This is a genomic window from Pontibacter brevis (assembly GCF_054779655.1).
In genome coordinates this window covers 197,375-219,365 of sequence record NZ_BAAGXV010000025.1, presented here as the reverse complement: position 1 = coordinate 219,365, position 21,991 = coordinate 197,375, and the positions used below count along the sequence as shown (strand labels likewise).

Annotated in this window: 19 protein-coding genes and 2 tRNA genes; 15 read left to right on the top strand and 6 right to left on the bottom strand. The window is 47.2% G+C overall.

Translation table 11 applies throughout. The annotated features are described in order from the left end of the window. The first annotated feature begins 90 nt into the window (after window positions 1–90). Together ACYVB1_RS07555 and ACYVB1_RS07550 are read left to right on the top strand one after the other, a co-directional pair. The gene (locus ACYVB1_RS07555) at window positions 91–483 is read left to right on the top strand and encodes a (deoxy)nucleoside triphosphate pyrophosphohydrolase (protein WP_460922307.1); all 393 of its coding nucleotides are present in this window, start codon (window positions 91–93) and stop codon (window positions 481–483) included. A gap of 58 nt (window positions 484–541) precedes the next feature. Further along, window positions 542–1,939, top strand: coding sequence for a methyltransferase RsmF C-terminal domain-like protein (locus tag ACYVB1_RS07550; RefSeq protein ID WP_460922305.1), 1,398 nt, complete (start codon window positions 542–544; stop codon window positions 1,937–1,939). 149 nt (window positions 1,940–2,088) lie between these two features. Here ACYVB1_RS07550 and ACYVB1_RS07545 read toward each other — a convergent pair whose 3' ends face one another. From ACYVB1_RS07545 to pdxH, 4 genes are read right to left on the bottom strand one after another with little or no spacing between them, the layout of a single operon-like run. Continuing rightward, window positions 2,089–3,273: a class I SAM-dependent rRNA methyltransferase gene (locus ACYVB1_RS07545; RefSeq protein ID WP_460922303.1), complete on the bottom strand. Its 1,185-nt coding sequence runs from the start codon at window positions 3,271–3,273 to the stop codon at window positions 2,089–2,091. Window positions 3,274–3,328: 55 nt separating this feature from the next. Beyond that, window positions 3,329–3,907, bottom strand: a complete 579-nt coding sequence (locus ACYVB1_RS07540) for a Maf family nucleotide pyrophosphatase (protein WP_460922301.1) — start codon at window positions 3,905–3,907, stop codon at window positions 3,329–3,331. Beyond that, window positions 3,873–5,171, bottom strand: a complete 1,299-nt coding sequence (locus ACYVB1_RS07535) for a DUF1015 domain-containing protein (RefSeq protein ID WP_460922299.1) — start codon at window positions 5,169–5,171, stop codon at window positions 3,873–3,875. The genes ACYVB1_RS07540 and ACYVB1_RS07535 overlap by 35 nt, the downstream gene beginning before the upstream one ends. A gap of 46 nt (window positions 5,172–5,217) precedes the next feature. Then, complete coding sequence (pdxH, locus tag ACYVB1_RS07530) at window positions 5,218–5,868, bottom strand: pyridoxamine 5'-phosphate oxidase (protein WP_460922297.1); 651 nt, start codon at window positions 5,866–5,868, stop codon at window positions 5,218–5,220. Between the two features lie 255 nt (window positions 5,869–6,123). Between pdxH and ACYVB1_RS07525 the strand changes: the two genes are divergently transcribed. The 8 genes from ACYVB1_RS07525 (at window position 6,124) to ACYVB1_RS07490 (ending at window position 13,414) form a co-directional block, all read left to right on the top strand. After that, window positions 6,124–6,693: a YqgE/AlgH family protein gene (locus ACYVB1_RS07525; RefSeq protein WP_460922295.1), complete on the top strand. Its 570-nt coding sequence runs from the start codon at window positions 6,124–6,126 to the stop codon at window positions 6,691–6,693. Between the two features lie 31 nt (window positions 6,694–6,724). After that, window positions 6,725–8,932 carry a DUF349 domain-containing protein gene (locus ACYVB1_RS07520; protein ID WP_460922293.1) on the top strand — a complete coding sequence of 736 codons (2,208 nt, stop codon included), beginning with the start codon at window positions 6,725–6,727 and terminating at the stop codon, window positions 8,930–8,932. Window positions 8,933–9,064: 132 nt separating this feature from the next. Beyond that, a tRNA-Thr gene (locus ACYVB1_RS07515) sits at window positions 9,065–9,140 on the top strand. 56 nt (window positions 9,141–9,196) lie between these two features. Beyond that, window positions 9,197–9,269 (top strand) — tRNA-Thr (locus ACYVB1_RS07510). A gap of 493 nt (window positions 9,270–9,762) precedes the next feature. Next, window positions 9,763–10,209, top strand: a complete 447-nt coding sequence (locus ACYVB1_RS07505) for a hypothetical protein (RefSeq protein WP_460922291.1) — start codon at window positions 9,763–9,765, stop codon at window positions 10,207–10,209. Continuing rightward, window positions 10,200–10,646 (top strand): hypothetical protein, encoded by a 447-nt coding sequence (locus ACYVB1_RS07500; RefSeq protein WP_460922289.1) that lies wholly within the window; start codon window positions 10,200–10,202, stop codon window positions 10,644–10,646. The genes ACYVB1_RS07505 and ACYVB1_RS07500 overlap by 10 nt, the downstream gene beginning before the upstream one ends. A gap of 162 nt (window positions 10,647–10,808) precedes the next feature. Next, window positions 10,809–11,996, top strand: a complete 1,188-nt coding sequence (locus ACYVB1_RS07495; protein WP_460922287.1) for a sensor histidine kinase — start codon at window positions 10,809–10,811, stop codon at window positions 11,994–11,996. 251 nt (window positions 11,997–12,247) lie between these two features. Beyond that, entirely contained in the window at window positions 12,248–13,414 is a 1,167-nt protein-coding gene (locus ACYVB1_RS07490) for a hypothetical protein (protein ID WP_460922285.1), read from the top strand. On the opposite strand, the gene ACYVB1_RS07485 is transcribed toward ACYVB1_RS07490, so the two are convergent. Beyond that, window positions 13,411–14,448 (bottom strand): ion channel, encoded by a 1,038-nt coding sequence (locus ACYVB1_RS07485; protein WP_460922283.1) that lies wholly within the window; start codon window positions 14,446–14,448, stop codon window positions 13,411–13,413. The genes ACYVB1_RS07490 and ACYVB1_RS07485 overlap by 4 nt on opposite strands. A gap of 127 nt (window positions 14,449–14,575) precedes the next feature. Between ACYVB1_RS07485 and ACYVB1_RS07480 the strand changes: the two genes are divergently transcribed. Continuing rightward, window positions 14,576–15,598, top strand: coding sequence for a metal-dependent hydrolase (locus ACYVB1_RS07480; protein ID WP_460922281.1), 1,023 nt, complete (start codon window positions 14,576–14,578; stop codon window positions 15,596–15,598). 44 nt (window positions 15,599–15,642) lie between these two features. Here ACYVB1_RS07480 and ACYVB1_RS07475 read toward each other — a convergent pair whose 3' ends face one another. Next, the gene (locus tag ACYVB1_RS07475; RefSeq protein WP_460922279.1) at window positions 15,643–16,374 is read right to left on the bottom strand and encodes a hypothetical protein; all 732 of its coding nucleotides are present in this window, start codon (window positions 16,372–16,374) and stop codon (window positions 15,643–15,645) included. 191 nt (window positions 16,375–16,565) lie between these two features. On the opposite strand from ACYVB1_RS07475, the gene ACYVB1_RS07470 reads away from it, so the two are divergent. From ACYVB1_RS07470 to ACYVB1_RS07455, 4 genes are all read left to right on the top strand, one after another. Continuing rightward, window positions 16,566–17,336: an SDR family oxidoreductase gene (locus tag ACYVB1_RS07470; protein ID WP_460922277.1), complete on the top strand. Its 771-nt coding sequence runs from the start codon at window positions 16,566–16,568 to the stop codon at window positions 17,334–17,336. Between the two features lie 130 nt (window positions 17,337–17,466). Beyond that, complete coding sequence (locus tag ACYVB1_RS07465; RefSeq protein WP_460922275.1) at window positions 17,467–17,709, top strand: hypothetical protein; 243 nt, start codon at window positions 17,467–17,469, stop codon at window positions 17,707–17,709. An 80-nt stretch (window positions 17,710–17,789) separates the two neighbouring features. Then, window positions 17,790–20,360, top strand: a complete 2,571-nt coding sequence (gene gyrA / locus ACYVB1_RS07460; RefSeq protein WP_460922273.1) for a DNA gyrase subunit A — start codon at window positions 17,790–17,792, stop codon at window positions 20,358–20,360. A 72-nt stretch (window positions 20,361–20,432) separates the two neighbouring features. After that, window positions 20,433–21,566: a tetratricopeptide repeat protein gene (locus ACYVB1_RS07455; RefSeq protein WP_460922271.1), complete on the top strand. Its 1,134-nt coding sequence runs from the start codon at window positions 20,433–20,435 to the stop codon at window positions 21,564–21,566. Window positions 21,567–21,991: the final 425 nt, after the last annotated feature.

The following is a 21,991-nucleotide window of genomic DNA, read 5'->3' as shown; positions in this document are numbered from 1 at the left end:
TAGTTATGTGGCCGTAAGTGTAGTTGAAAGCTTTATCATCGGGCTTACTATCAGATTCAGTCCATCATATTAATTAGAAATTTTTTTTACATGTTAAAGGTAACTTGTGCCATCATAGAAAAAGGAAACCGGGTGCTGGTAACGCAGCGGAGTGCAGCCATGCGGGAACCACTGCTGTGGGAGTTTCCGGGAGGTAAGGTAGAACCGGGCGAAACAGAGGAAGAATGTCTGGTGCGTGAGATCAGGGAAGAACTGCATTTAGAAGTAAAGCCTTTGCAGCGAATGACTCCTGTGTTGCACCGTACGCCTATTAAAGCTATTGAGCTAATTCCCTACATTTGTACAGTTGAAGGAGGTGAGATACGGTTGCTGGAGCATTGTGCTTTCGAATGGACAGTGTACGATAACCTGCGTATGTATGAATGGTGTTTACCAGACTTGCCTGTTGTAGAAGAGTACCTCCGGCTGAAGAAGGTTAATTGAACACAGTTGCTTATCAAGCCTATTTTCGTCTACATCAAAATAGGCGTACCTTTACCAAATGATGCAGTTACCCATCTCTTTCACAAATCGCATGCAGCGGCTACTGGGCCGTGACTATGATAATTTTGTAGCCGCACTGCAGCAAGCACCGCCTGTAAGCGTACGCCTGAATCCAGCGAAAATCTCTTTCAGACCTGGTTTACCTAAAGTGCCCTGGACTGAACATGGCTATTATTTAGCTGAGCGACCTTCCTTTACATTGGACCCGCTGTTGCATGCCGGCACTTATTATGTGCAGGAGGCTAGCTCTATGTTTCTGGAGCAGGCACTCAAGCAAACAGTAAACCTGGACCAGCCGCTGCATGTCCTGGATTTATGTGGCGCTCCGGGAGGGAAATCAACGCACCTGGCCAGCCTTATTTCCCCTGACAGTTTTCAGGTATCGAATGAAGTTATCAGGAGCCGTGCCTCTATACTGGCAGAAAATGTGGCCAAATGGGGAAGCGGGAATGTACTGGTTACGAGCAACGACCCAAGAGATTTTGGCAGGCTGCCCGGCTTCTTTGATGTAATGGTGGTTGATGCACCGTGCAGCGGTGAAGGCATGTTCCGGAAAGATCCACAGGCAGTAAACGAATGGTCGGAAGAGAATGTGAATTTGTGCGCGCAGCGCCAGCAGCGTATCCTGATGGATGTATGGGATTCCCTGAAGCCGGGCGGCATCCTGATTTACAGCACCTGCACCTGGAATGAGCAGGAAAACGAAGAGAACATTGCCTGGCTTGTAGAGCAGGAACAGGCAGAGACACTGAAGCTGAGGCTGCAGCCAGAGTGGGGCGTAATGCCTACACAGTTAAGGGGAGTAGAAGGTTACCGTTTCTACCCACACCGTATCCAGGGGGAAGGCTTCTTTATGGCGGTTATCCGCAAAGCAGGTGAAGCTGAAGCAGCAGCCCCTCATGGTAAGAAGAAAAAGAATAAGCTGAACCTTGCCGGAAAAAAGGAGCAGGCACTGGTGCAGGACTGGCTCTTAAACCCGGAAGAATTTGCATGGATACAGCACGGGGACATTTTATCTGCTATACCTGCTCACCACATTGAGTCCGCTGATACGGTGCTACAGAACCTGTACGTAATTTATGCAGGTACCGAAATAGCCGAAGTGAAAGGAAAAAAACGGAAGCCACTGCAAGGGCTCGCGCTGTCGCAACACCTGAATAAAACTGCTTTCGGAACGGCTGAACTGGACCTGGAGCAGGCGCTGCGCTACCTCCGCAAAGAAGACATCAGTTTAGGCACCCATGGCAACGACTGGGTGCTGCTCCAGCACAGGAACACACCCCTTGGCTGGGCAAAACAGGTGGGCAACCGCATGAATAACTATTATCCGAAGGAATGGCGCATCCGGATGGAACTGCCGCAGGAACTGCCTGCTTTTCATTTACTAAGGGAGTGATCTGTAACGCCGCACTTACCAATTTGTAATTTAAAACGCAGTAAGGAATCAGTCTTTTTTGCAATTCGGGCAACAGGACAGACTTCTCACTGCGTTCGAAATGACAGGACAGGGTTTGTAGCCTGTTTCGCTTGAAGCTATTATTAACTCTACTCTACAAACAAGACCAGGCCCTTCAGGTACTCACCCTCCGGATGGAAGATGGAGATAGGGTGGTCGGCGGGCTGGGAGAGGTGGTGCATGATTTTAATGTTGCGGCCTGCCTCAATGGCCGCTGCCATCACCGTGTTGTTGAAGAGGTATTTATCCACCACCTGCGAGCAGGAAAAGGTAAAGAGAATACCGCCCGGTTTTATTTTTTTCATTGCCTCCGCATTCAGGCGCTTATAGCCCATCAGGGCATTGTGGCGCACTTTCTGGCTTTTAGCAAAAGCGGGTGGGTCCAGTATAATAACATCATACAGTTCCTCTTTTCCCTTCAGGAACTCAAAAGTATCCACCGCAAAAGCCTCGTGCCGTTCCGGTGCCTGGCTCAGTTCTCCGTTCCTGACAGTTATCTCTATCGCTTTTTTAGACACGTCCACAGAATGAACTTCTTTGGCCCCTGCATTCAGGGCATACACAGAGAAACCGCCGGTATAGCAGAAAGTATTCAGCACCGCTTTGTCTTTTACATAGCGGGCCAATAAATCACGGTTTTCACGCTGGTCAATAAAAAAGCCGGTTTTCTGGCCGCTTTCCCAATCTACAAAAAACTGATTCTCGTTTTCTGTAACCACTACGCCACCTGTAGACGCGCCGTAGAGGTAGCCGTTTTCAGCCGCAACCGGTGCTTTAGCCGGTAGCGATTCAGCACTTTTATCGTAAATGGCCCGCAGCCTGTCGCCATAAATTTCCTGCAGCGCTTTGGCTATATGCTCCCGCACACGGTACATGCCCACTGTGTGGGTCTGAATCACAGCAGTGTCTTTGTAAAAGTCTACTATCAGACCTGATACACCGTCACCTTCAGCATATACCAGGCGGTAAACATCGGTATGTGGATTTTCAACCAAGCCCAGACGAACACGATAATCATAAGCCTGCTGCACTTTTCCTTTCCAGAAGGCAAAATCCGGGTTTACCTGCTCAAAAGAGAAAACACGGACTGCAATAGAGCCGGGTGCGTAATGGCCCATTGCCAGGTACTCATTTTTACTTGAGTACACTTCCACTATATCACCCTCTGCCGGTTCCCCGTCTGCTTTTCTGATAGCCCCTGAAAACACCCATGGGTGCTGGCGCTTTAATGAATGCTCCTTTCCCGGAGCTAAATATAATTTGATAAAAGACATGCTTGAATGTGCTAATGTTGTAATGTGCTAATGCGTTGGCCTTCCAATGTTGGAGCTAAACAATTACTCCTAACGTGCTCAGTTGCTCATATAGTTTCTGTACAGGCAGGCCCACCACGTTAAAGTATGAGCCTTCTATGCGTTCTATGCCCACCATGCCAATCCACTCCTGGATGCCATAGGCACCAGCCTTATCAAAAGGCCTGTAGTTGTTTATATAGTAATCGATTGCTGCCCCGGACAGGGGTTTGAAGTAGACCCTCGTGGTATCATGGAAAACCGTTTTCTGCTCTTTCGTGCTTATACAGACACCCGTAATTACTTCGTGTGAAGTACCTGACAGCGCTTTGAGCATTTCAAAGGCCTCTTCATAATCAGCTGGCTTGTTCAGGATTCGCTCCCCGAGGCAAACAATGGTATCTGCGGTGATAAGCACCTCGTTCTCCAACTCATCCTGGTACGCGTCTGCTTTATGCGAGGCAAGATATTCGGCTACTTCAGCACGCTTCAGGTGTTCCGGGAAATCCTCGTTTACTTCCTTTACTTTTATCTGGAACTCTAATCCAAGTTCTGCCAGCAGTTCTTTGCGGCGGGGAGAATTAGAGGCAAGCAGCAGGGGCCGTGATAAATTCATCTTCTTTGATAGAGCTAAATAAGAAACCACAAATAACCTTTGGGTAGAAAAAAGTAGACTTTTGGGGCATGATGGCACCGCTATGGCAAACACGCTTTACCTGTTCCATAGAAATCTCGTTCGTAATAAGCGCCAGCCTTGCCTCGCCTGTATCCACCTGCCGGATGCAGGAGGTAAAGTTGCGTACGTAGCTTAAGTCCTGAAAGTCGCGTTGTGCTTTCCGGTATATGCCCAGCACTTTCTCGAAGACAAAATAATGCATCACCGTCAGGTCCAGGTCCTTTACTTCCTGCGGAAAGTTCCAGTCAATTTGTTTGTGCACTTCCGGCTTCAGCCTCAGTTTGTAGGCGTTCCCACTCAAAAATAAACCAAAAGCCCATTGCTTGCCGGCAATTACCTCGTTCAGCTCCAGCGGTTCTTCTTTAGGCGTTATAGTAAAATAAGCGCTGAGCTTTTCCAGGAACTCCTCATCCGTCATGTGCAGGTTTTTCAGCACCCGGTGAGTTGGCAGAATGCGTAGGTCGTCGTGCTCTGAATTAGTCAGGTACATGAGGTGGTAGTTGTAAGGCTCCAGCCCGGTATGTGCAGGATTCTGTGCCGTCCTTTTTTTGCGGTATTCTAAGGACCCCTCATAGCGGTGGTGGCCATCGGCAAGCAGAATCTGTTTTTCCTGAAGTGTCTCCACAAAGAGCTTGATAACAGCATGATCATGAATCACGGCCAGTACATCCCTAACTCCCTGGTAATCTTCCGTCTCATAAAGTGGTGTCCGGATGCTTTCATCCATGTAGGGCTCCAATATGAAAGCCTCATCCGAATAAAGCCCGTGCGTGGGACTAGTATGCATTTCTGTTTCCTCCAGCAGCGCAATCCGATCATTCACAGCAGATGGAATCGTGTTTTCGTGGCGCAATAAAACACCTTCTTTCCAATCGTAGGCCTTGATGTTGCAGATAAAACCTTTACGCACGTATTCCTTGTCGCTTCCTGGCAAACGGAAGTACTGGTAGTACACATAGATACCCGGCAGATGGTCCTGCAGCAGTACTCCTTTTTGTTTCCACTGCTGCAGGGTATGTGCCGCCTCCTGCGCCGGGTGCTCGCCAAGCGGTACGGAAAGGTGAATACTGTTGATAGGATTGCGGTACAGGGCCTGCCGCTGTTTTTCAGAAACCACATCAAACAAGGGTGCGGTCAGTTCATCTATGCTGCCGGAAAGGGAATCGTTATAGCGCCAGGCGCGGAAAGGGAGTATTTCAGCCATTCATGAGGTTTTGTTAGGTATAGATGGAGTCAGCATGGTGCTCCTCTCAGGGGGCCAGGCGCTTGATCTGCCAGATTTCTTCCTGCCTTTCATACACAATGCGGTCGTGCAGGCGGTTGGGCCGGCCCTGCCAGAACTCCAGCCGATCCGGCTGCAGCTGATAGCCTCCCCAATGCGGGGGGCGTGGTATCAAATCGGCCGCAGCATACTGCTCTGTATATTTCTTATCTTCTTTCTCTATCACTTCCCGGCTCTCTATTTCTTTGCTTTGTGGGGAGGCCCAGGCACCAATTTGGCTGCCTTTCGGGCGGCTGTGGAAATAGGCATCCGATGTTTCAGGTGCCACTTTCACCACCTTGCCTTCTATCCGCACCTGGCGCTCCAGGGCAGGCCAGAAAAAGGTAACAGCGGCAAAAGGCCTTTCTTTTAATTCCTGTCCTTTACGGCTATCGTAGTTTGTGAAGAAAGTCAATCCCTCTGCAGAAACATCCTTCAGCAGTACGACACGGGCAGATGGGCGTCCGGCAGCACTTACAGTAGAAAGCACCATGGCAGTAGGTTCCTCTACCTTCGACTGAATAGCCTCCTCCAGCCACACCTGAAACTGATCAATCGGGTTCTTTGAAACAGAGCTTTCCGAAAGAGCCTGCCTGGAGTAGTTTGTTCGGATATCTGCAAGGTTTTGTGTCAGCGCCATAGTTTTAGATTGAAATCAAAATTAGAAAATTATCTGCTGCCATCGAATTTAATTGTGCCGCAAGGGCAGCCAGATACCCAAAAGTAGGTATTTACGACACTTTAGGGCACAAATTTACACTCTTCGACATGTTGGTTTATCTGAATTCGACCATATTTGCTGCATTGCGTAAGAATGATAAAAGCCTTACTTTAAAGAAATCAGTGTGGTTGAAAGCCTGATGTACTTTTAGAACTTAACAGCGCAGGATAATTGATGGAAGATAAAAGTTTAATTAAGCCGCAAAACGGCAGCTTACTCATCTCAGAGCCTTTTCTGGGGGATCCGAACTTTGAGCGGACGGTAATTCTTGTGTGCAGCCACGATGAAGTGGAGGGAACATTCGGCCTGGTACTGAACCGTACCTCTAACCTGAAGCTGTCGGATGTGATAGATGTATACAATGATGCTTTTGATGCGGATTTAGGAGTGGGAGGGCCTGTGCAATACAACACCCTGCATTATGTGCACCGCCTGCCTGACCTGCCACAGGCAGTAAAGCTGGATGATGGCCTGTACTGGGGTGGTGACTTTGAGTTGCTCCGCACAATGATTGGAGCCGGACTGGTAAATACGGAAGATATTAAGTTCTTTTTGGGATACTCCGGATGGACGGCAGGCCAGTTGCAGGAAGAAATTGATAAAAATGTTTGGATTGTGAACAATGATGCTGCAAATAAATTATTTAATTTGGATTCTGATACCCTTTGGCGCAGTGTGCTGCGCGAAATGGGAGGAAAATTCAAGGTGCTTTCCAATTACCCTACAGACCCGCGCCTGAACTGACTACGCTTTACTTGTATTAAAGACTGTTGACATGACAACTGAAAATAACCAAATGGACACTACCGGATCAGAAGAAAACAAGCCTGTAAACCAGCAAAACGCCAGCACGCCCAACAGCATTCTGGAACAAAGGCTTGCTGAGATAAACGCCCGCAACAAGAGCCAGCAACAGCCGGAGGAAGCTGCACCGAAAGAAGAGCAGCCGGAGATGAAGCCTAACCTTACATCTGAAGCTGAAGCTGATGAGGTGGAAGGCAGAACAGAAGCTTTTGTAGAAACTATCGCGGGTACAAATGACCCGGCAGATGCAAATGAAGCTGCGGCTATGCAGGAAGTTTCTGCACCGGAAGAACTAAATGCTTCTGCGGAAAAAGACCCTGTGAAGCAATACGCGGGAGAGACCGATGCTACTGCAGAACTTGAAGCAGCTACGCCGGAGTTGCTGGATAAGCCTTCCCCGGCTGGTACTGCAGGTACTAGTGCTACTGATCAGCACCATGACGACGAAGACGAAGAGGAGGGAGAGGCTGCAGATTACAGCCAGTTGTCTTTGGATGAGATCCGGCAGCAGTTGCAAACTGTGCTGAAAAGTGGCGATGCTATGAAGCAAAACAGGGTAATCAACGAGCTGTACCGCCACTATGATCAACGATTCCAGGCAGAGCGTGAAGAAGCTTTGGAAAGGTTCAAAAAAGAGGGAGGCACCGAAGATGACTTCGCATATAATACTTCCAAGGAGCACCAGGACCTGGAAAAGCTTCTTTCCGCTTACCGCGAGGCAAGGTATCAGCAGCGCCAGAACGTAGAAGAGCAGCGCCAGCGTAACTTTGAGCGCAAGGAACAATTACTAAGCCTGTTACGGCAGCTGGTGGAGTCTGCTGAAACCAAGAACAGCAGCGAAGAAGTGAAGAAGCTGCAGGCAGAGTGGAAGTCTATAGGACCAGTGCCAGCCGGCGAAGCCCAGGCACAGTGGGATTCTTACCATGCCCTGCTCGACATATTCTACAACAACCGCAGCATGTTCTTCGAAATGAAGGAGCTGGACCGCAAACGTAACCTGGATGCCAAGTTGCACCTTGTGGAGCGCGCGGAAGCTCTTAAAGATGAACAGTCCATCAACAAGGCGCTGCAGGAGCTACGGCACCTGCACGAAGAATGGAAAAACATAGGCCCGGTGCCAAATGACCAGCGCGAGCCGGTTTGGGAGCGCTTTATACAGGCTTCTGAGCAAGTGCACGAGCGACGCCGTGCTTATCATGGCGAGCGCAACCAGCGGGAGTCGGAAAACCTGGTAAAAAAACGGGCACTGCTGGAGCGCCTGCAGGAGTTTGCGAACTTCAAAACAGAGCGCATCAACGAGTGGCGCGATAAAACAGACGAAATCCAGAAGCTGAAAGAAGAATGGGAGGCTGCAGGCCTCGTGCCGAAGGAGCACGCCGAAGAAGTGAACAAGACGTTCTGGGGCAACTATAAAGCTTTTTTCCAGCATAAAAACCAGTTCTTCAAAGCCTTGGATGAGCAAAAGATGCAGAACCTGCGCCTGAAAACAGAACTGTGCGAAGAAGCCGAAAGCCTGAAGGACAGCACAGACTGGAACACAACAAAAGAGAAACTGATACAGCTGCAGAAAAAGTGGAAGACCATTGGCCGTGTACCGGACAAGCATTCTGATAAAATCTGGCAGCGTTTCCGGTCAGCATGTAATGAGTTCTTTGACAAAAAGCAGGCAACCGAGCAAAGCAAAAACGCTGAACTGGAAAAACTGTCATCTGAAAAGCTTGATCTGTGCGACCGCATTGCAGAAAAACTGGCCACCCCAAATGCCATAGGTTCCGTGGCAGAATATGAGGGGTTTGCGGCAGAGTGGAGAGCCCTAGATACGGATACAAGACGCAGCAGCCCAAAAGTAGAAGAAAAGTTTCTGGCCCTGATGGAAAAGTACCTGGACCGCGTGCCGTCCATAAACCCGGAGGAACGAAACAAACTGCTTGTGAAACTACAGGTAGAGAGAATCAAACATAGTCCGGATGCAGCCCAGAAGCTACAGCAGCGTGAGCAGCACATACGCCGTGAGATAACACACCTGCAAAACGACATACAAACATTGCGCACCAACATCGAGTTTTTTGGCCGTTCCAAAAATGCCGACAAACTGCGCCAGGAGTATGAGGGTAAAATTGCAGATGCACAAAAGCGCATTGATCAGCTGCAGCACCAGTTACAAGCGTTCAGGGGGTAAAAAAATTTCCCTCTGAGGCTCAAAACCTTAACAGTTTCTGAAGATTTTTTTTAGAATAGCTGTTGCATGCTACAAATCTTCGCCATACTTTTGCAACGCTTTAGAACAATAAAGCACAACAAAAAAGTGTAAGCCTCCTTAGCTCAGCTGGTAGAGCAACTGACTTGTAATCAGTAGGTCGCTGGTTCGATCCCGGCAGGGGGCTCCACTCCAAAAAGCAGAAGTTTGTACTTCCTCTGCTTTTTAGTAAAACATAAAGTACAGGCCTCCTTAGCTCAGCTGGTAGAGCAACTGACTTGTAATCAGTAGGTCGCTGGTTCGATCCCGGCAGGGGGCTCTTAATGGAAACCACTTACACTGAAAGGAGTAAGTGGTTTTTTTGTGTCTGATGTATTTTGTAATCACTAGCCCTCCCATATAAAGCAGAAGCAAATCGAGTAGCAACAGATACCTTTCTACTGGATTAATCCCGTTTTAAAGTTCCCCTGTTAACCTTACTGGTTTCGGTTACCGTATGCTGCATAGATAATTTGTTGCCGCATTTATAATTCTTTGCATAAATTTATTTGTATTAAATTTTAATATTATCTTAACCTGTCATTGACTTTGATATAGGTATAAACCTGTTTACAGGCGAAAATACAAAACGAATGCAGCAAGTAGTCCATCCTTGAAAGTACTGTGTTATTGTGTTGCTATGCAGGGGGGGGGCAGTAGAAGGATAACTAAACGATAGAAAAAATTAGTCGTTCTTTTTATAGGCAAAGGAGGAGAAAGGGCAGCGCTAGCTTGAATCTTCTCAATTGTGACGGTATTTAACATGTTGAATAATGAGGTCAGGAATTATCCTTTTGTGTTTCTGCTTCCTTTTTTTTGTAGACCTGCAGGCACAAAAGAAAGATGTTCAGGTTATTCAACTAAAACAGTTCCCCGCAAATGGTGTGTTGCTGGATAGCGGGTGGAAATACAGCCCGGGTGATGCTCCGGAAGGGGCTGACCCAGCCTTCGATGACAGGAACTTGCATCCTGTAGATCCCACAAAGGACATTTTGGGCCTGCCTCAACTCTGGCAAAACAATGTAGTTTGGTTTAGACTGCGTTTTTCTGCGGATAGCTTGCTGCGACAACAGACATTGGCTTTACTGGTGGAGCAGAGAGGTGCTTCAGAAATATATCTTAATGGTAATCTACTTCAACGGCTTGGCCAGTTAAGTCATGTGCCGGAAGAAGTGAAAGCAATTTTAAACCCAGAGGATACCTTCTGGCCTTGCCATTAAGTGAAGATTCTGCGCAGGTATTAGCTGTTCGGTTTGCGCTGCAGAAAAACCTCCCTTACCTGCAGTTTGGAGATGCCATCAACCCGGCACTTCGAATAAGGGTAAATGAAGTTAGTGCAGCAGTTCAAAATTCAAAATCCATAGATTTAACCATTACCCCTTTTGAGTACTTCCGGGCCGGCTTCTTTTTCATTCTGGCTGTGCTTCACTTTGCCTTCTTTTGCTTTTACCCGCCGCAACGCGCCAATTTGTACTTTTTTCTTTATTCGTTTCTTTCCGCTTTGTCATCATCAACAGGCCACCTCGCTTACAACGTGATGAGCATTGAAACGAAAATGCATGTGCTCATTTTTACTTTAGCTGTTGGGCTGGTGCTAAATCATATTTTTTACATAGCAGCCCTTTATCATCTCTTCACATTCAGAAAAGGAACCTAGTTCTGGACGCTGATCTGTGTGCTTGTTTTAGCGTTTCCACTTAGTTTCTGGCTTTACCACCAGGCAGGGCTTATTATGAAGGCGGTCTTTTTCCTTGTTTCCCTGGAGTCCATCAGAATCACAGCTTTAGCAGTTAAAAGAAAAAAGCGTGGGGCCAAAATTATGGCTGTAGGTGCTATCGGTTTTTTTATCTTCTATTCTGCTTTCTCAGCTATAGCTGCAGGATATGTACCTGCCGGCCCGAACTTGCTCTTTGGTATTCTGGCTTTCAACTTGAGCGTTTTAAGCTTTCCTTTGTCCATTTCGTTGTTTTTGGCTTTAGAGTTTGCCTATACCAGTCGCTCACTGGCTACTAAACTGGTGGAAGTGCAGGAATTGTCTGCGAAAACCCTAGCTCAGGAACTCGATAAACAAAAACTGATTACAGCCCAGAACGAAACACTGGAACGGCAGGTAGTTGAACGCACTGCCGAAGTTGTGGCCCAGAAGGAAGAGCTGCACACAACGCTAGAGCATCTAAAAGCCACGCAGTCCCGACTCATTCAGTCCGAAAAGATGGCCAGCTTAGGGGAACTGACTGCGGGCATCGCGCATGAGATCCAGAACCCACTGAACTTTGTAAATAACTTTTCAGAAGTAAGTGCTGATTTGATCCTGGATCTCGAGCAGGAGGTAGACACTGATCACAAGCAAGAGGTATTAGCCATTGCTGCGGACCTTCGACAAAGCCTACAAAGGATACACCTCCACGGTCAGCGAGCCGAGGCCATCGTCAAAAACATGATGCAGCACTCCCATATTTCTACTGGAAGTAAACAAGCCGTTGATTTGAATACGCTTGTGGAAGAATACCTGCGACTGGCTTATTACAACCAGCGGGCAAAAGACCAGAATTTTGAATGCACATTCGATACCTCTCTGGACCAGCAGCTTCCAAAAGTGGTGGTGCCGCAGGAACTGGGGAAAGTACTGCTCATCCTCTTCAACAACGCTTTCTATGCTGTGCAGCAAAAAAAGCGGATTTCTAAGGGCTTTATTCCAAAAGTTAAAACAAGCACCCGCCTGATGGAAGGCAAAGTGGAGATAGTTGTGTGGGACAATGGCACAGGCATCCCTTTTAATGTAAAAAGTAAAATTTTCCAACCCTTCTTCACTACTAAGCCCACTGGCCACGGTACTGGTCTGGGCCTCTCGCTAAGTTATGAATTCATCACCAGGGGGTACGATGGAGGGGAACTTATTGTAGTCACGGAGGAAGGAGAATGGACAGAATTCACCATTAAGCTTCCCAAAGTAACTTTAGCCGAGGAACTGACCTCCACCGGTTCTGCTCCGGCAGAGGCTCTTTAGTAAAATGACTGCTGCTATAGCTGCAACCATTTGAAATAAAGCATATTTAGCATGCAAAGCCTGTGATGCGCTCTTGTCATTGTTCATCCGATTGCTAAGATTCTTTCTGTTTTACTTCAAGTGTATTGTGAGATTACAGTCAAACATGTTATCAGCCTTGCCTCCAGTACTTCTGATGCTATGGCAGGTGCCCTCTTCCTTTTCTTGGAGATAATAGCGTACTTTGCGGTTCTACTCCCAAAGTGAAAGCTATGCAACTGATAGAGGTAACTACCCCTGAACTGGCACAGGAATTTTTAATGGTGCAGGTCAGGCTCTACAAAAAGGATCCAAATTATATCCGCCCGCTAGACAAAGACATCGACAACGTTTTTGACCCGAAGAAAAATAAGCTTCTCCGCCAGGGGGATGCAGTGCGCTGGCTGTTGCAGGATGACAAGGGGAAATACATTGGCCGTGTCGCTGCCTTCATCAACAGGAAAACAGCGAACAAATATGACCAGCCTACCGGTGGTATGGGCTTCTTCGACTGTATAAACGACCAGGCGGCTGCTAACATGCTGTTGGATGCCTGCCGTGATTGGCTGAAGGAGAAAGGCATGGAGGCCATGGATGGCCCTATCAATTTAGGAGAAAGAGACAAGTGGTGGGGAGTGCTGATCGATGGCTTTCATAAGCCCACCTACTGCATGCATTACAATTACCCGTACTACAAAGACCTGCTGGAAAACTATGGCTTTGAGCTCTATTTCCGCCAATATACCTATTACCGCACTGTGGAGGATCCGCTTGCTCCGGAGTATTATGAAAGAGCACAGCGGATTCTGAAAGACGAACGCTACAGCTTCCGGCACCTGGACAAGAAAGACTTAAAGAAATACACAGAGGATTTCCGGAGGGTGTACAACAAGGCTTGGGTAAAGCATGAGGGAGTGAAGGAAATGAGCGAAGCTCAGGCTACTGTCATCATGAACACACTGAAGCCTATCCTGGACGAACGTATCATGTGGTTTGCGTACTTCGAAGAAGAGCCTGTGGGCTTCTTTGTCATTATACCTGAACTGAACCAGTTGTTCCAGTATGTGAACGGGAAGATGGATTTTTGGGGTAAGTTAAAGTTCGTGTTTCACCGCTGGCGTGGAGCCTGCAAGACCATGCACGGCATCGTGTTCGGTATTGCACCTGAACACCAGGCAAAAGGGGTGGAGGCAGCCATTATTGTAGCTGCGGGTAACTTTATCCAGGGTAACCCAAGCATCCCGTACCATGACCTGCAAATGAACTGGATAGGGGACTTTAACCCTAAAATGATGAAGGTGGTGGAGCAGATTGGCGGCCGTATCTACAAAACCCATGCGACTTACCGGTACCTCTTTGACAGAACAAAAGAGTTTAAGCGGATGCCAATCATCCATTAAAGCATAGAAGGTAGGTCCATGTCTTTTCCAAGAACAGGAGCCGATATTTCTTTCCACTCCCAGCCATTGTACTCCACCATGTACTTCAGGGCGCGGCGGCGTTTGCTGAGTTGTTCTAACTTAGTCATATCAGGCTTCAGCAGCGGGAAGTCTGCCTGCTGCAGCTCATCAACATGAATGGCAGGCACATCGCTTTTATCCGGTTTGATATAAAGTGAAGTAAGGGAGCCTATAAAGGTTGTAATGGCTTTGCGTAGCGGAACCAAATACTCATCACCCGGGCGCATGTGCTCTGGAACATAAATCAGGATGAGGGTGATGGCTTCATCGAGCGCTGCCAGGTTGGGCAGGAGAGAAGCCTCCTTGTCCTCGTGCTGGAAGTAGTGCAGTACCGGGTAAGACAAATGCATCTGCCCCTGATGCACAATCTCTTGTGTGAGATTGTGAAACTGATCCTCCAGTTTCTTTAGGTTCTCACCGTTCCAGTTGTTTAACAAAATACGCTGTGGGCTGTTGCCAATGGAGGCAATCTGTATGCTGAGCGCTCTGCGCTGAGTAACAGCTGACAGTACAGGCACCATATAGGTAATGGCGATGGTAATAAACATGAGTCCTGTAAACGATATAAATGCCGTGTAAATACTCCAGCCGTCTGTACCTGCTTTAAAATCACCATTTCCTAAAGTGGAAAGGGTGTAGCCAGTAAAATAAATGCGCTCCATCGTATTAGCTGGAAGCAGGGTAGAGGAAGTGATGACCGAGTCCTTATCAGAAGAATAAATGAGAATGTTCCCCACCCACAGCAGTACCACCCAGGTGATAAGGATGGAAAAGACTATTGCCAGCCCTGCTCCTGTCAGGGGTGCTCTTTTTTTTGTAAAGCGGCCGAAAAAATAAAACGTTCTCCAGACAGCCAGTGTCACGGGTCCACTGATGAAGCTGGCGCCGCGTGGGGCAAAAGTGGTGTAGAGCAAATCGAAAGCAGTACAGCAAATGATGATCACACCAACTAGCAAGTAAATAATTGATATCATGAAGGGGGTGCATTATGTATGACAGCCATGTGGCATTTACTATGGAGTTTATACTTTTGCAGGCTGTTGCGGGTTTCCCAGGAACAGCTGTTGACACTTTTCACGCTTTAGATTGAAATATCTTACCATGGATTCACTGACGCACATAGTAATGGGGGCTTCCGTAGGGGACGTGTTGGCAGGCAGAAAGCTTGGCAACAAGGCTATGATCTGGGGCGCAATTGCCGGCACCATTCCAGATTTGGATACGCTGGCAAACCCCTGGCTGGACACAGTGGAGCAGTTAAGCTTTCACCGTTCTCTGACGCACTCACTGCTATTTGCCATACTTGTGTCACCGCTGCTGGGCTTGCTGCTTCGGCGGATGTACCGGCAACAGGATGTAAGCTTCCGTACCTGGACGCTGCTTTTCTTTTTTGGTATTACCACACACAGCTTGCTTGACAGCTTTACTACCTGGGGTACTCAGGTGCTGTGGCCTTTCAGCAATTATGGTTTTGCTTTCTATAATCTTTTTGTGGTGGATCCCTTCTTCACAGTTCCTTTTCTCTTATGCGTGCTGGCAGCTGCCTTTTATGCACGGCACAAGCCAACCAGGCGACGCCTTGTTTATGCAGGCCTCGGCATCAGCTCTGTTTATATTCTTTTTTCCTTCGTGGCCAAGGCTGCTGCAGACAATATCTTCAGGAAAAGCCTTCAACAGCAACAGATAAGCTATCTTTCTTTTATCAGCAAACCCACTCCGATGAATACCATCTTCTGGTCTGCCACTGCGAAAGATGAAAAAGGGTTTTACAACGGGTTTTACTCGTTGCTGGATGAGGATGAAACAGTAGCGTTTGACTTTGTGCCGCAGCAGGCTGAACTTCTGCAGCCCTATCGTGGCCACCCTACATTGGAGCGACTGCTGGAGATTACGAAGGGCTATTACGCAGTTGTGCCTTCAGATGAGGCAGGAGTACTGATACGGGACCTGCGCTTCGGCAAGTTTGATGGGTGGCGGGAACAGGGAGGGCAGTATGTGTTCGTGTACCATGTGTGGCAGGATGAGCAGGGGCAACTGAAAGTAGAGGAGATAAATAACAGGCCTAAGATAGACGCGGCTTACCTGAAGTCTTACCTGCAGCGCATCAGGGGTATAAAAGGATAAGGCGCCTGTTAAAGCGCCTTATCCTTTATTGTTCATCTTTTTTTCTAGAGCGTCTCATAATAAGCCAGCGCTTTTGCCCATCCTTCCCCGGAATTAAGGTTTAAATTGTTGGAGGCGGCATAATCCTGCACCTTGTCCTTTTTATCTGGCAAGGCCTTCAGCAGGCTTTTCTTATTGAGTTTCACCTTGTTTACAGTCTTATCAGAACCTATCAGGTAAAAGCTTTGGGAATCTACCAGTTCATCGTATGTTTTTCCTGAACTATACGCACCCTTGAAATCTGCTTTTACAAAAGCTTTTTCAGGCACCATCACCAGTTGCACCTTTTCTCCCTCATGAAGTACAACCACAAACTGGCTCAGGAGTTTTACATCCTGAGTAGCTAAAGCAGGAACCTGCTTAAAAGTATATCCCTTCTTCGTTTTACTGTCTGTTAAAACAAAGCTGTCTACTTTAGATGGATTTAAAACAAATTCTTTTTCGTCATCGCTCCGGTACAAGAGCACATTTTCGTAGACATTGTATTTCACATCCACATTACGGTAAACAGTGTTTTTGTTCGTGATGGTGGCTTTGTTCCAGTCCTCACGGAAGAAAGGAGTGCCTTTCACCCCTTCGTACCTGTTGTCATAAGTGCGCACCATGGTCGCATTCATGCCGTTTCCTAATTCTGCTAAATTGCGTTCAGCATCAAGACCAACGGGAGTGGAAGCAGATTGAGCAAAGGCTACCTGAGAGGCCAAAGCCAGGGGGAGGAGGAGCGCAAATTTAGTCATAACAAAACCTGATTAAAGTGGTGAACAAGGGTCAATTCAGAAGATATACATGCTGCAATGGTCCCATTAATTTACTTAAAAATAATCTGGAAATTAAAAAATCAGCAGCAAATTATATCCTTAATTTAGAAAGCGTCATTTCAGTTCAATTTACGTTCTTATAACTATCATTAAACATTTAAAATTTTAATATGGCACAAAACAGATGGTCACTATCTGGTAAAAAAGCAGTTGTTACGGGAGGTTCAAAAGGAATAGGTGCAGCTATTGTAGACGATTTCATTGCCTTGGGGGCAGAAGTATTGGCGGTAGCACGAAAAGAAGAGGACCTGAAGCGCCTGAAAGAGCAGTACCCGGAGCGTCTATACACTTTTTCTGCTGACGTTAGTAGCCCGGAAGGCCGACAGGCACTGGCAGACCAGGTAGCGGCGCAATGGGGAGCACTTGATATACTGGTAAACAATGCAGGCACCAACGTCAGAAAGCCCACCGCGGAATACACTGCAGAGGAGTATGACTACGTCATGAACACGAACCTCCGTTCAGCTTTCGAGTTGAACCGCACCTTATACCCCCTTCTTCAGAAATCCGGGCAAGCCAACATTATACATGTTTCATCGGTGGCAGGTTTAGTGCACGTGCGCACTGGCAGCATTTATGGCATGACAAAAGCAGCCATGAACCAGCTGACGCGGAACCTTGCCGCTGAGTGGGCAAAAGACGGCATAAGGGTGAATGCGGTGGCTCCCTGGTACATCAGCACACCGCTGGCCCAGACCGTACTCCAGAATCAGGACTTTTACGATGCGGTTGTCAGCCGCACCCCCATGCAGCAGGTGGGTAAACCAGAGGATGTTGCCGGTGCTGTTTCTTTTCTTTGCATGCCCGCTGCAGCCTATATTACGGGGCAGACAATGGCAGTAGACGGGGGCTTTACCATCAATGGCTTCCATCCTTTGTAGGCGAAATGCGGCCGTTCCCCTGGCAGAAAGTACATCTATTTTTGCTGGATATTTAAAGCAAAAATGATTACTTTTGTATGATATGGAATTGAGAGCCTGCTGTAGTAGCAGGCTCTTTTAACCTTTACCTATGGCTACAACCAGATTGCTGTTTATTGTCCTTATTGCGTTTTTCTCTGCTACTTTATTTTCCTGTAAACCGGCTTGCCCTATTGCCTCCTGCCAGGTGCGCATGGTGCATCCGCATGGCGAGCAGGAATTCAGAGGGCAGCCTATCTGGAAAAAACAAAACCCCAAAATGGGGCAGAAGCTGCCTAAAACTTCCAAGGAAACAGTTCCTAACAGAAACGATAAAAGCATAAATAAGAATTAGCCTATATAGCTGTTAAGGCATTTTTGCCTAACTTGCCTGAATTTAACAACCAACCTAATTACAAAATTAAGACTTTAGACATGATCGAAGGCGAACGAATAATACCGATCAACATTGAAGACGAAATGCGTGGTGCGTATATCGACTATTCAATGTCTGTTATCATTTCAAGAGCCTTACCTGACGTTCGGGATGGACTGAAGCCTGTGCACCGCCGCGTGCTTTACGGTATGTCCGAACTGGGGGTATCTTATAACAAAGCGTATAAAAAATCGGCTAGGATAGTAGGAGAGGTGTTGGGTAAATACCACCCACACGGAGACTCTTCTGTATATGAAACCATGGTGCGAATGGCCCAGGAATGGTCGTTGCGCTACCCGCTGGTAGATGGCCAGGGTAACTACGGCTCTATAGACGGTGACTCCCCGGCGGCGATGCGTTATACGGAGGCACGCCTGAAGCGTATGGCGGATGAACTGCTCGCCGACCTCGACAAGAACACTGTTGACTTTGTACCCAACTTCGATGACTCCCTGAAAGAGCCATCAGTTATGCCAGCCAAGTTTCCGAACCTGTTGGTAAACGGTACTTCTGGTATTGCGGTAGGTATGGCCACAAACATGGCACCGCACAACCTGACAGAGGTGGTGAACGGCACCATTGCCTACATCGAGAACAAAGACATCACGATAGCTGAACTGATGCAGTACATTACTGCTCCAGACTTCCCGACAGGCGGTATTATCCATGGCTACGATGGTGTTAAATCCGCTTTCGAAACAGGCCGTGGCCGGGTGCTGATGCGTGGGCGTGCCAACTTCGAAACTACACCTTCCGGTAAGGAGCAAATCATTATTACCGAGATACCTTACATGGTAAACAAGGCTTCGTTGATTGAGAAAACGGCAGCGCTTGTTAATGAAAAGAAAATTGAAGGCATTGCGGACTTACGTGACGAGTCTGACCGTGATGGTTTACGCATTGTGTATGACCTGAAGCGTGATGCGATTCCGAATGTGGTGCTAAATAACCTGTACAAGTACACCGCACTGCAGTCTTCTTTTGGTGTAAACAACGTGGCGCTGGTAAAAGGCCGCCCAATGACACTGAACCTGAAGGAGCTGATCCACTACTTTGTGGAGCATCGGCACGAGGTTGTTATTCGCCGCACACAGTATGAACTGGATGAAGCGAAGAAGCGGGCTCACATCCTGGAAGGATTACTCATAGCGCTGGATAACCTGGATGAGGTGATCAACCTGATTCGTTCTTCACGTGATCCGGAGATTGCACGCAATGGTTTGATGGAACGCTTTGGCTTGTCTGAAATACAGGCTCGTGCTATTCTGGACATGCGTCTGCAGCGTTTAACTGGTCTGGAGCGTGACAAGATTCAGCAGGAATACCAGGAAATCATGAAGCTGATCGACCATTTAACAGCCATTCTGAATGATGAAGGCCTGCGTATGCAGATCATCAAAGATGAACTGACAGAGATCAGAGACCGCTACGGAGACGAGCGCCGCACCAGCATTGAGGCCAGCACCGGCGATATCTCATATGAGGACATGATCCCGGAAGAGAACATGGTCATCACCATCTCGCATGAAGGCTATATCAAACGTACCTCTCTGAGCGAGTACCGCAGCCAGAGCCGCGGAGGTGTAGGCTCAAGGGGAGTAGCTGCATCTAAGGAAAATGACTTCACAGAGCACCTGTTTATTGCCAATACGCACCACCACATGCTGTTCTTCACAGAATCTGGCCGTGTGTTTTGGTTAAAAGTATACGAGTTGCCGGAAGGAGGGAAGACCTCTAAGGGCCGTGCTATCCAGAACCTGATCCAGATTGAGAAAGAGGACACAGTACGTGCGGTGCTGAATGTGCGAGACCTTAAAAACGAGGACTATGTGCTCAACCACAACCTGGTGTTCATTACTGAGCAGGGAACAATCAAAAAGACTGCCCTGGAAGCTTATTCACGCCCTCGCACAAACGGTATCAATGCCATCTCCATCAACGACGGTGACCGCCTGCTGGATGTGCAGCTGACAAATGGCAGCAGCGAAATTATTATAGCGCTGGAGTCTGGCAGAGCCATTCGCTTTAATGAAAGCCAGGTTCGTGCTATGGGACGTAACGCTGCTGGCGTTCGCGCCGTAACACTTGGCGGACCGGATGACAAGGTAATTGGTATGGTTTGTGTTACAGATGAGAACACAGAACTGCTGGTTGTCTCGGAAAACGGTTTTGGCAAACGCTCGCTCCTGGATGAGTACCGCATCACAAACCGTGGCGGTAAAGGCGTAAAGGCCATGAATATAACGGACAAAACCGGTAAGTTGATTGCTATCAAAGGGGTGGTGGATACAGACGACCTGATGATTATCAACCGTTCAGGTATCACTATCAGGCTCCGTGTAGCAGATCTCCGTGTTATCGGAAGAGCCACGCAGGGTGTCAGGTTGATCAAGCTCAATGAAAACGACCAGATTTCCTCAGTAGCAAAAGTTGAAATGGAGAATGAGGATGAAATGGTGGAAACTGTATTAGAGCAGTCTGAACTGAATCCGGAAGACTCGCTTCAGCCAGATAAAATGATTGATCCGGTAAGCGAAGACGATGAGCCGGAAAACACCGAAGAAGTTTAAGTTTAGCGTAAACGAACTAATTTCCAATTATTTAACGTTACACAAACAATCACAAACCATTCAAATATAAGTATGAAGAAAGTACTTTTGACAGCCTTAGCAGCCGCAAGCATATCGGTAGCAAGTGCACAAAACTCGGCCGTAAACAGCGCCATCTTGAACCACAAGAACGGTACGCTGGATAAAGCCCAGGAAAGTATCAATCAGGCCATCGAACACAAGAAAACCAAAGACAAAGCTAAAACCTGGTTTTACCGTGGTGTCATTTACCAGGATATGATCGGCAACCCGGTGTATGGTAAATTGGCAGATGACAATACACCAATTGTTGTACTGGAATCTTTTGACAAAACTGTAGAGTTGGATGGTCAAAATGGTGAGTTTGCCAAGCAGGTGCCTGCCCGTAAAGAGCAGTTGTACGGCCAGGTGCTGAACCAGGCGGTAGAGTTCCACAACAACCAGGATTGGGAAAACGCCATTGCAAAATATAAGCTGGCAAGCAAAATAAACCCAACAGATACAACAGCAGTTCTTTATGCTGCTTATGCCTCTACAGCAAACCAGGATTATCCGGCTGCCATTGGTTTCTATGACAACCTGATTCAAATGGGCCACACAACGGAGGATGTTTACAAAAACAAAATTCAGTTGATGCAGGCTACAGAAGCTTCTGATGAAGAAGTAATGAAGGCTCTGGCTGCTGGTTTAGAGAAACAGCCAAACAGCGTTTACCTGATGCAGGAAGAGCTTCGTTATTACCTGAAGAACGACCGTGGCGATGAAGCAATGGAGAAACTTGACAAAGCTATTGCAGCAGACCCTAAAAACGCCAGCCTTTTAGCAGTGAAAGGTAACCTGTTGGAGCGCAAGAAAGATATGGAAGGTGCTACAGCAACTTACAAGAAAGCCCTTGAAATAGAGCCAAACAACTTTGATGCAAACTACAACCTGGGTGTGTTAGAGTTCAACAAAGGTGCTGATGTAAACAACAGAGCGGCTAAAATGGACTATGCTACATACCAGAAGAAAGGTAAAGCCCTTGAAGCTGAAGCAAAGAAGCATTACCAGGCAGCAGTTCCTTATTTTGAGAAGGCGCTTGAAATTCAGCCGAAAGATCAGGCTACAATGCAAAACCTGATTAAGCTGTACACGCGTTTAGAGCGTAAAGCGGATGCTGAGAAAATCAGTGCCAGGATGAACAACTAGTTTCCAATTAGTCTATATGGAAAAAGGAAAGCAGGCATTGCTTTCCTTTTTTTGTTTTTAGCACATCATGTTAATCAAGGAAGGGAAGTATGAAAGCAGCAGCAATACGAAGATAATCCAAGGCCTGTACAGAAGATATTTTACACCTTATTTAACATAATATAAATTATAAGACTTATAATATACGATGTAAAACATCTATTTTAAGTGTCACTCATAATATACTTTATGTTAAGTAGCGACAAGTGTCGCAGGTGCCACAATCAGGAAGTTTGCTTTTGTATAAAGTACAGAATAACAACGATGCTGAGATACAACGTTAGTAAACTTATTTTGATTATCTCGTAAGTTTTCATTCCTGCAAAATCAGAGCAGACAAGCTCTATAATAATTGCAGTAAGCAGAAACAAATAAAGCAGAACTGA

Excerpts from the sequence above, each read along its gene's own strand:
- ACYVB1_RS07520 (WP_460922293.1), top strand. The coding sequence starts at position 6,725 with ATGACAACTGAAAATAACCAAATGGACACTACCGGATCAGAAGAAAAC.
- ACYVB1_RS07475 (WP_460922279.1), bottom strand. The coding sequence starts at position 16,374 with ATGACTAAATTTGCGCTCCTCCTCCCCCTGGCTTTGGCCTCTCAGGTA.
- ACYVB1_RS07550 (WP_460922305.1), top strand. The coding sequence starts at position 542 with ATGATGCAGTTACCCATCTCTTTCACAAATCGCATGCAGCGGCTACTG.
- ACYVB1_RS07495 (WP_460922287.1), top strand. The coding sequence starts at position 10,809 with ATGGCTGTAGGTGCTATCGGTTTTTTTATCTTCTATTCTGCTTTCTCA.
- ACYVB1_RS07555 (WP_460922307.1), top strand. The coding sequence starts at position 91 with ATGTTAAAGGTAACTTGTGCCATCATAGAAAAAGGAAACCGGGTGCTG.
- ACYVB1_RS07465 (WP_460922275.1), top strand. The coding sequence starts at position 17,467 with ATGGCTACAACCAGATTGCTGTTTATTGTCCTTATTGCGTTTTTCTCT.
- ACYVB1_RS07490 (WP_460922285.1), top strand. The coding sequence starts at position 12,248 with ATGCAACTGATAGAGGTAACTACCCCTGAACTGGCACAGGAATTTTTA.
- ACYVB1_RS07535 (WP_460922299.1), bottom strand. The coding sequence starts at position 5,171 with ATGGCTGAAATACTCCCTTTCCGCGCCTGGCGCTATAACGATTCCCTT.
- gyrA (WP_460922273.1), top strand. The coding sequence starts at position 17,790 with ATGATCGAAGGCGAACGAATAATACCGATCAACATTGAAGACGAAATG.
- ACYVB1_RS07480 (WP_460922281.1), top strand. The coding sequence starts at position 14,576 with ATGGATTCACTGACGCACATAGTAATGGGGGCTTCCGTAGGGGACGTG.
- ACYVB1_RS07455 (WP_460922271.1), top strand. The coding sequence starts at position 20,433 with ATGAAGAAAGTACTTTTGACAGCCTTAGCAGCCGCAAGCATATCGGTA.
- ACYVB1_RS07545 (WP_460922303.1), bottom strand. The coding sequence starts at position 3,273 with ATGTCTTTTATCAAATTATATTTAGCTCCGGGAAAGGAGCATTCATTA.
- ACYVB1_RS07505 (WP_460922291.1), top strand. The coding sequence starts at position 9,763 with ATGAGGTCAGGAATTATCCTTTTGTGTTTCTGCTTCCTTTTTTTTGTA.
- pdxH (WP_460922297.1), bottom strand. The coding sequence starts at position 5,868 with ATGGCGCTGACACAAAACCTTGCAGATATCCGAACAAACTACTCCAGG.
- ACYVB1_RS07470 (WP_460922277.1), top strand. The coding sequence starts at position 16,566 with ATGGCACAAAACAGATGGTCACTATCTGGTAAAAAAGCAGTTGTTACG.
- ACYVB1_RS07485 (WP_460922283.1), bottom strand. The coding sequence starts at position 14,448 with ATGATATCAATTATTTACTTGCTAGTTGGTGTGATCATCATTTGCTGT.
- ACYVB1_RS07540 (WP_460922301.1), bottom strand. The coding sequence starts at position 3,907 with ATGAATTTATCACGGCCCCTGCTGCTTGCCTCTAATTCTCCCCGCCGC.
- ACYVB1_RS07525 (WP_460922295.1), top strand. The coding sequence starts at position 6,124 with ATGGAAGATAAAAGTTTAATTAAGCCGCAAAACGGCAGCTTACTCATC.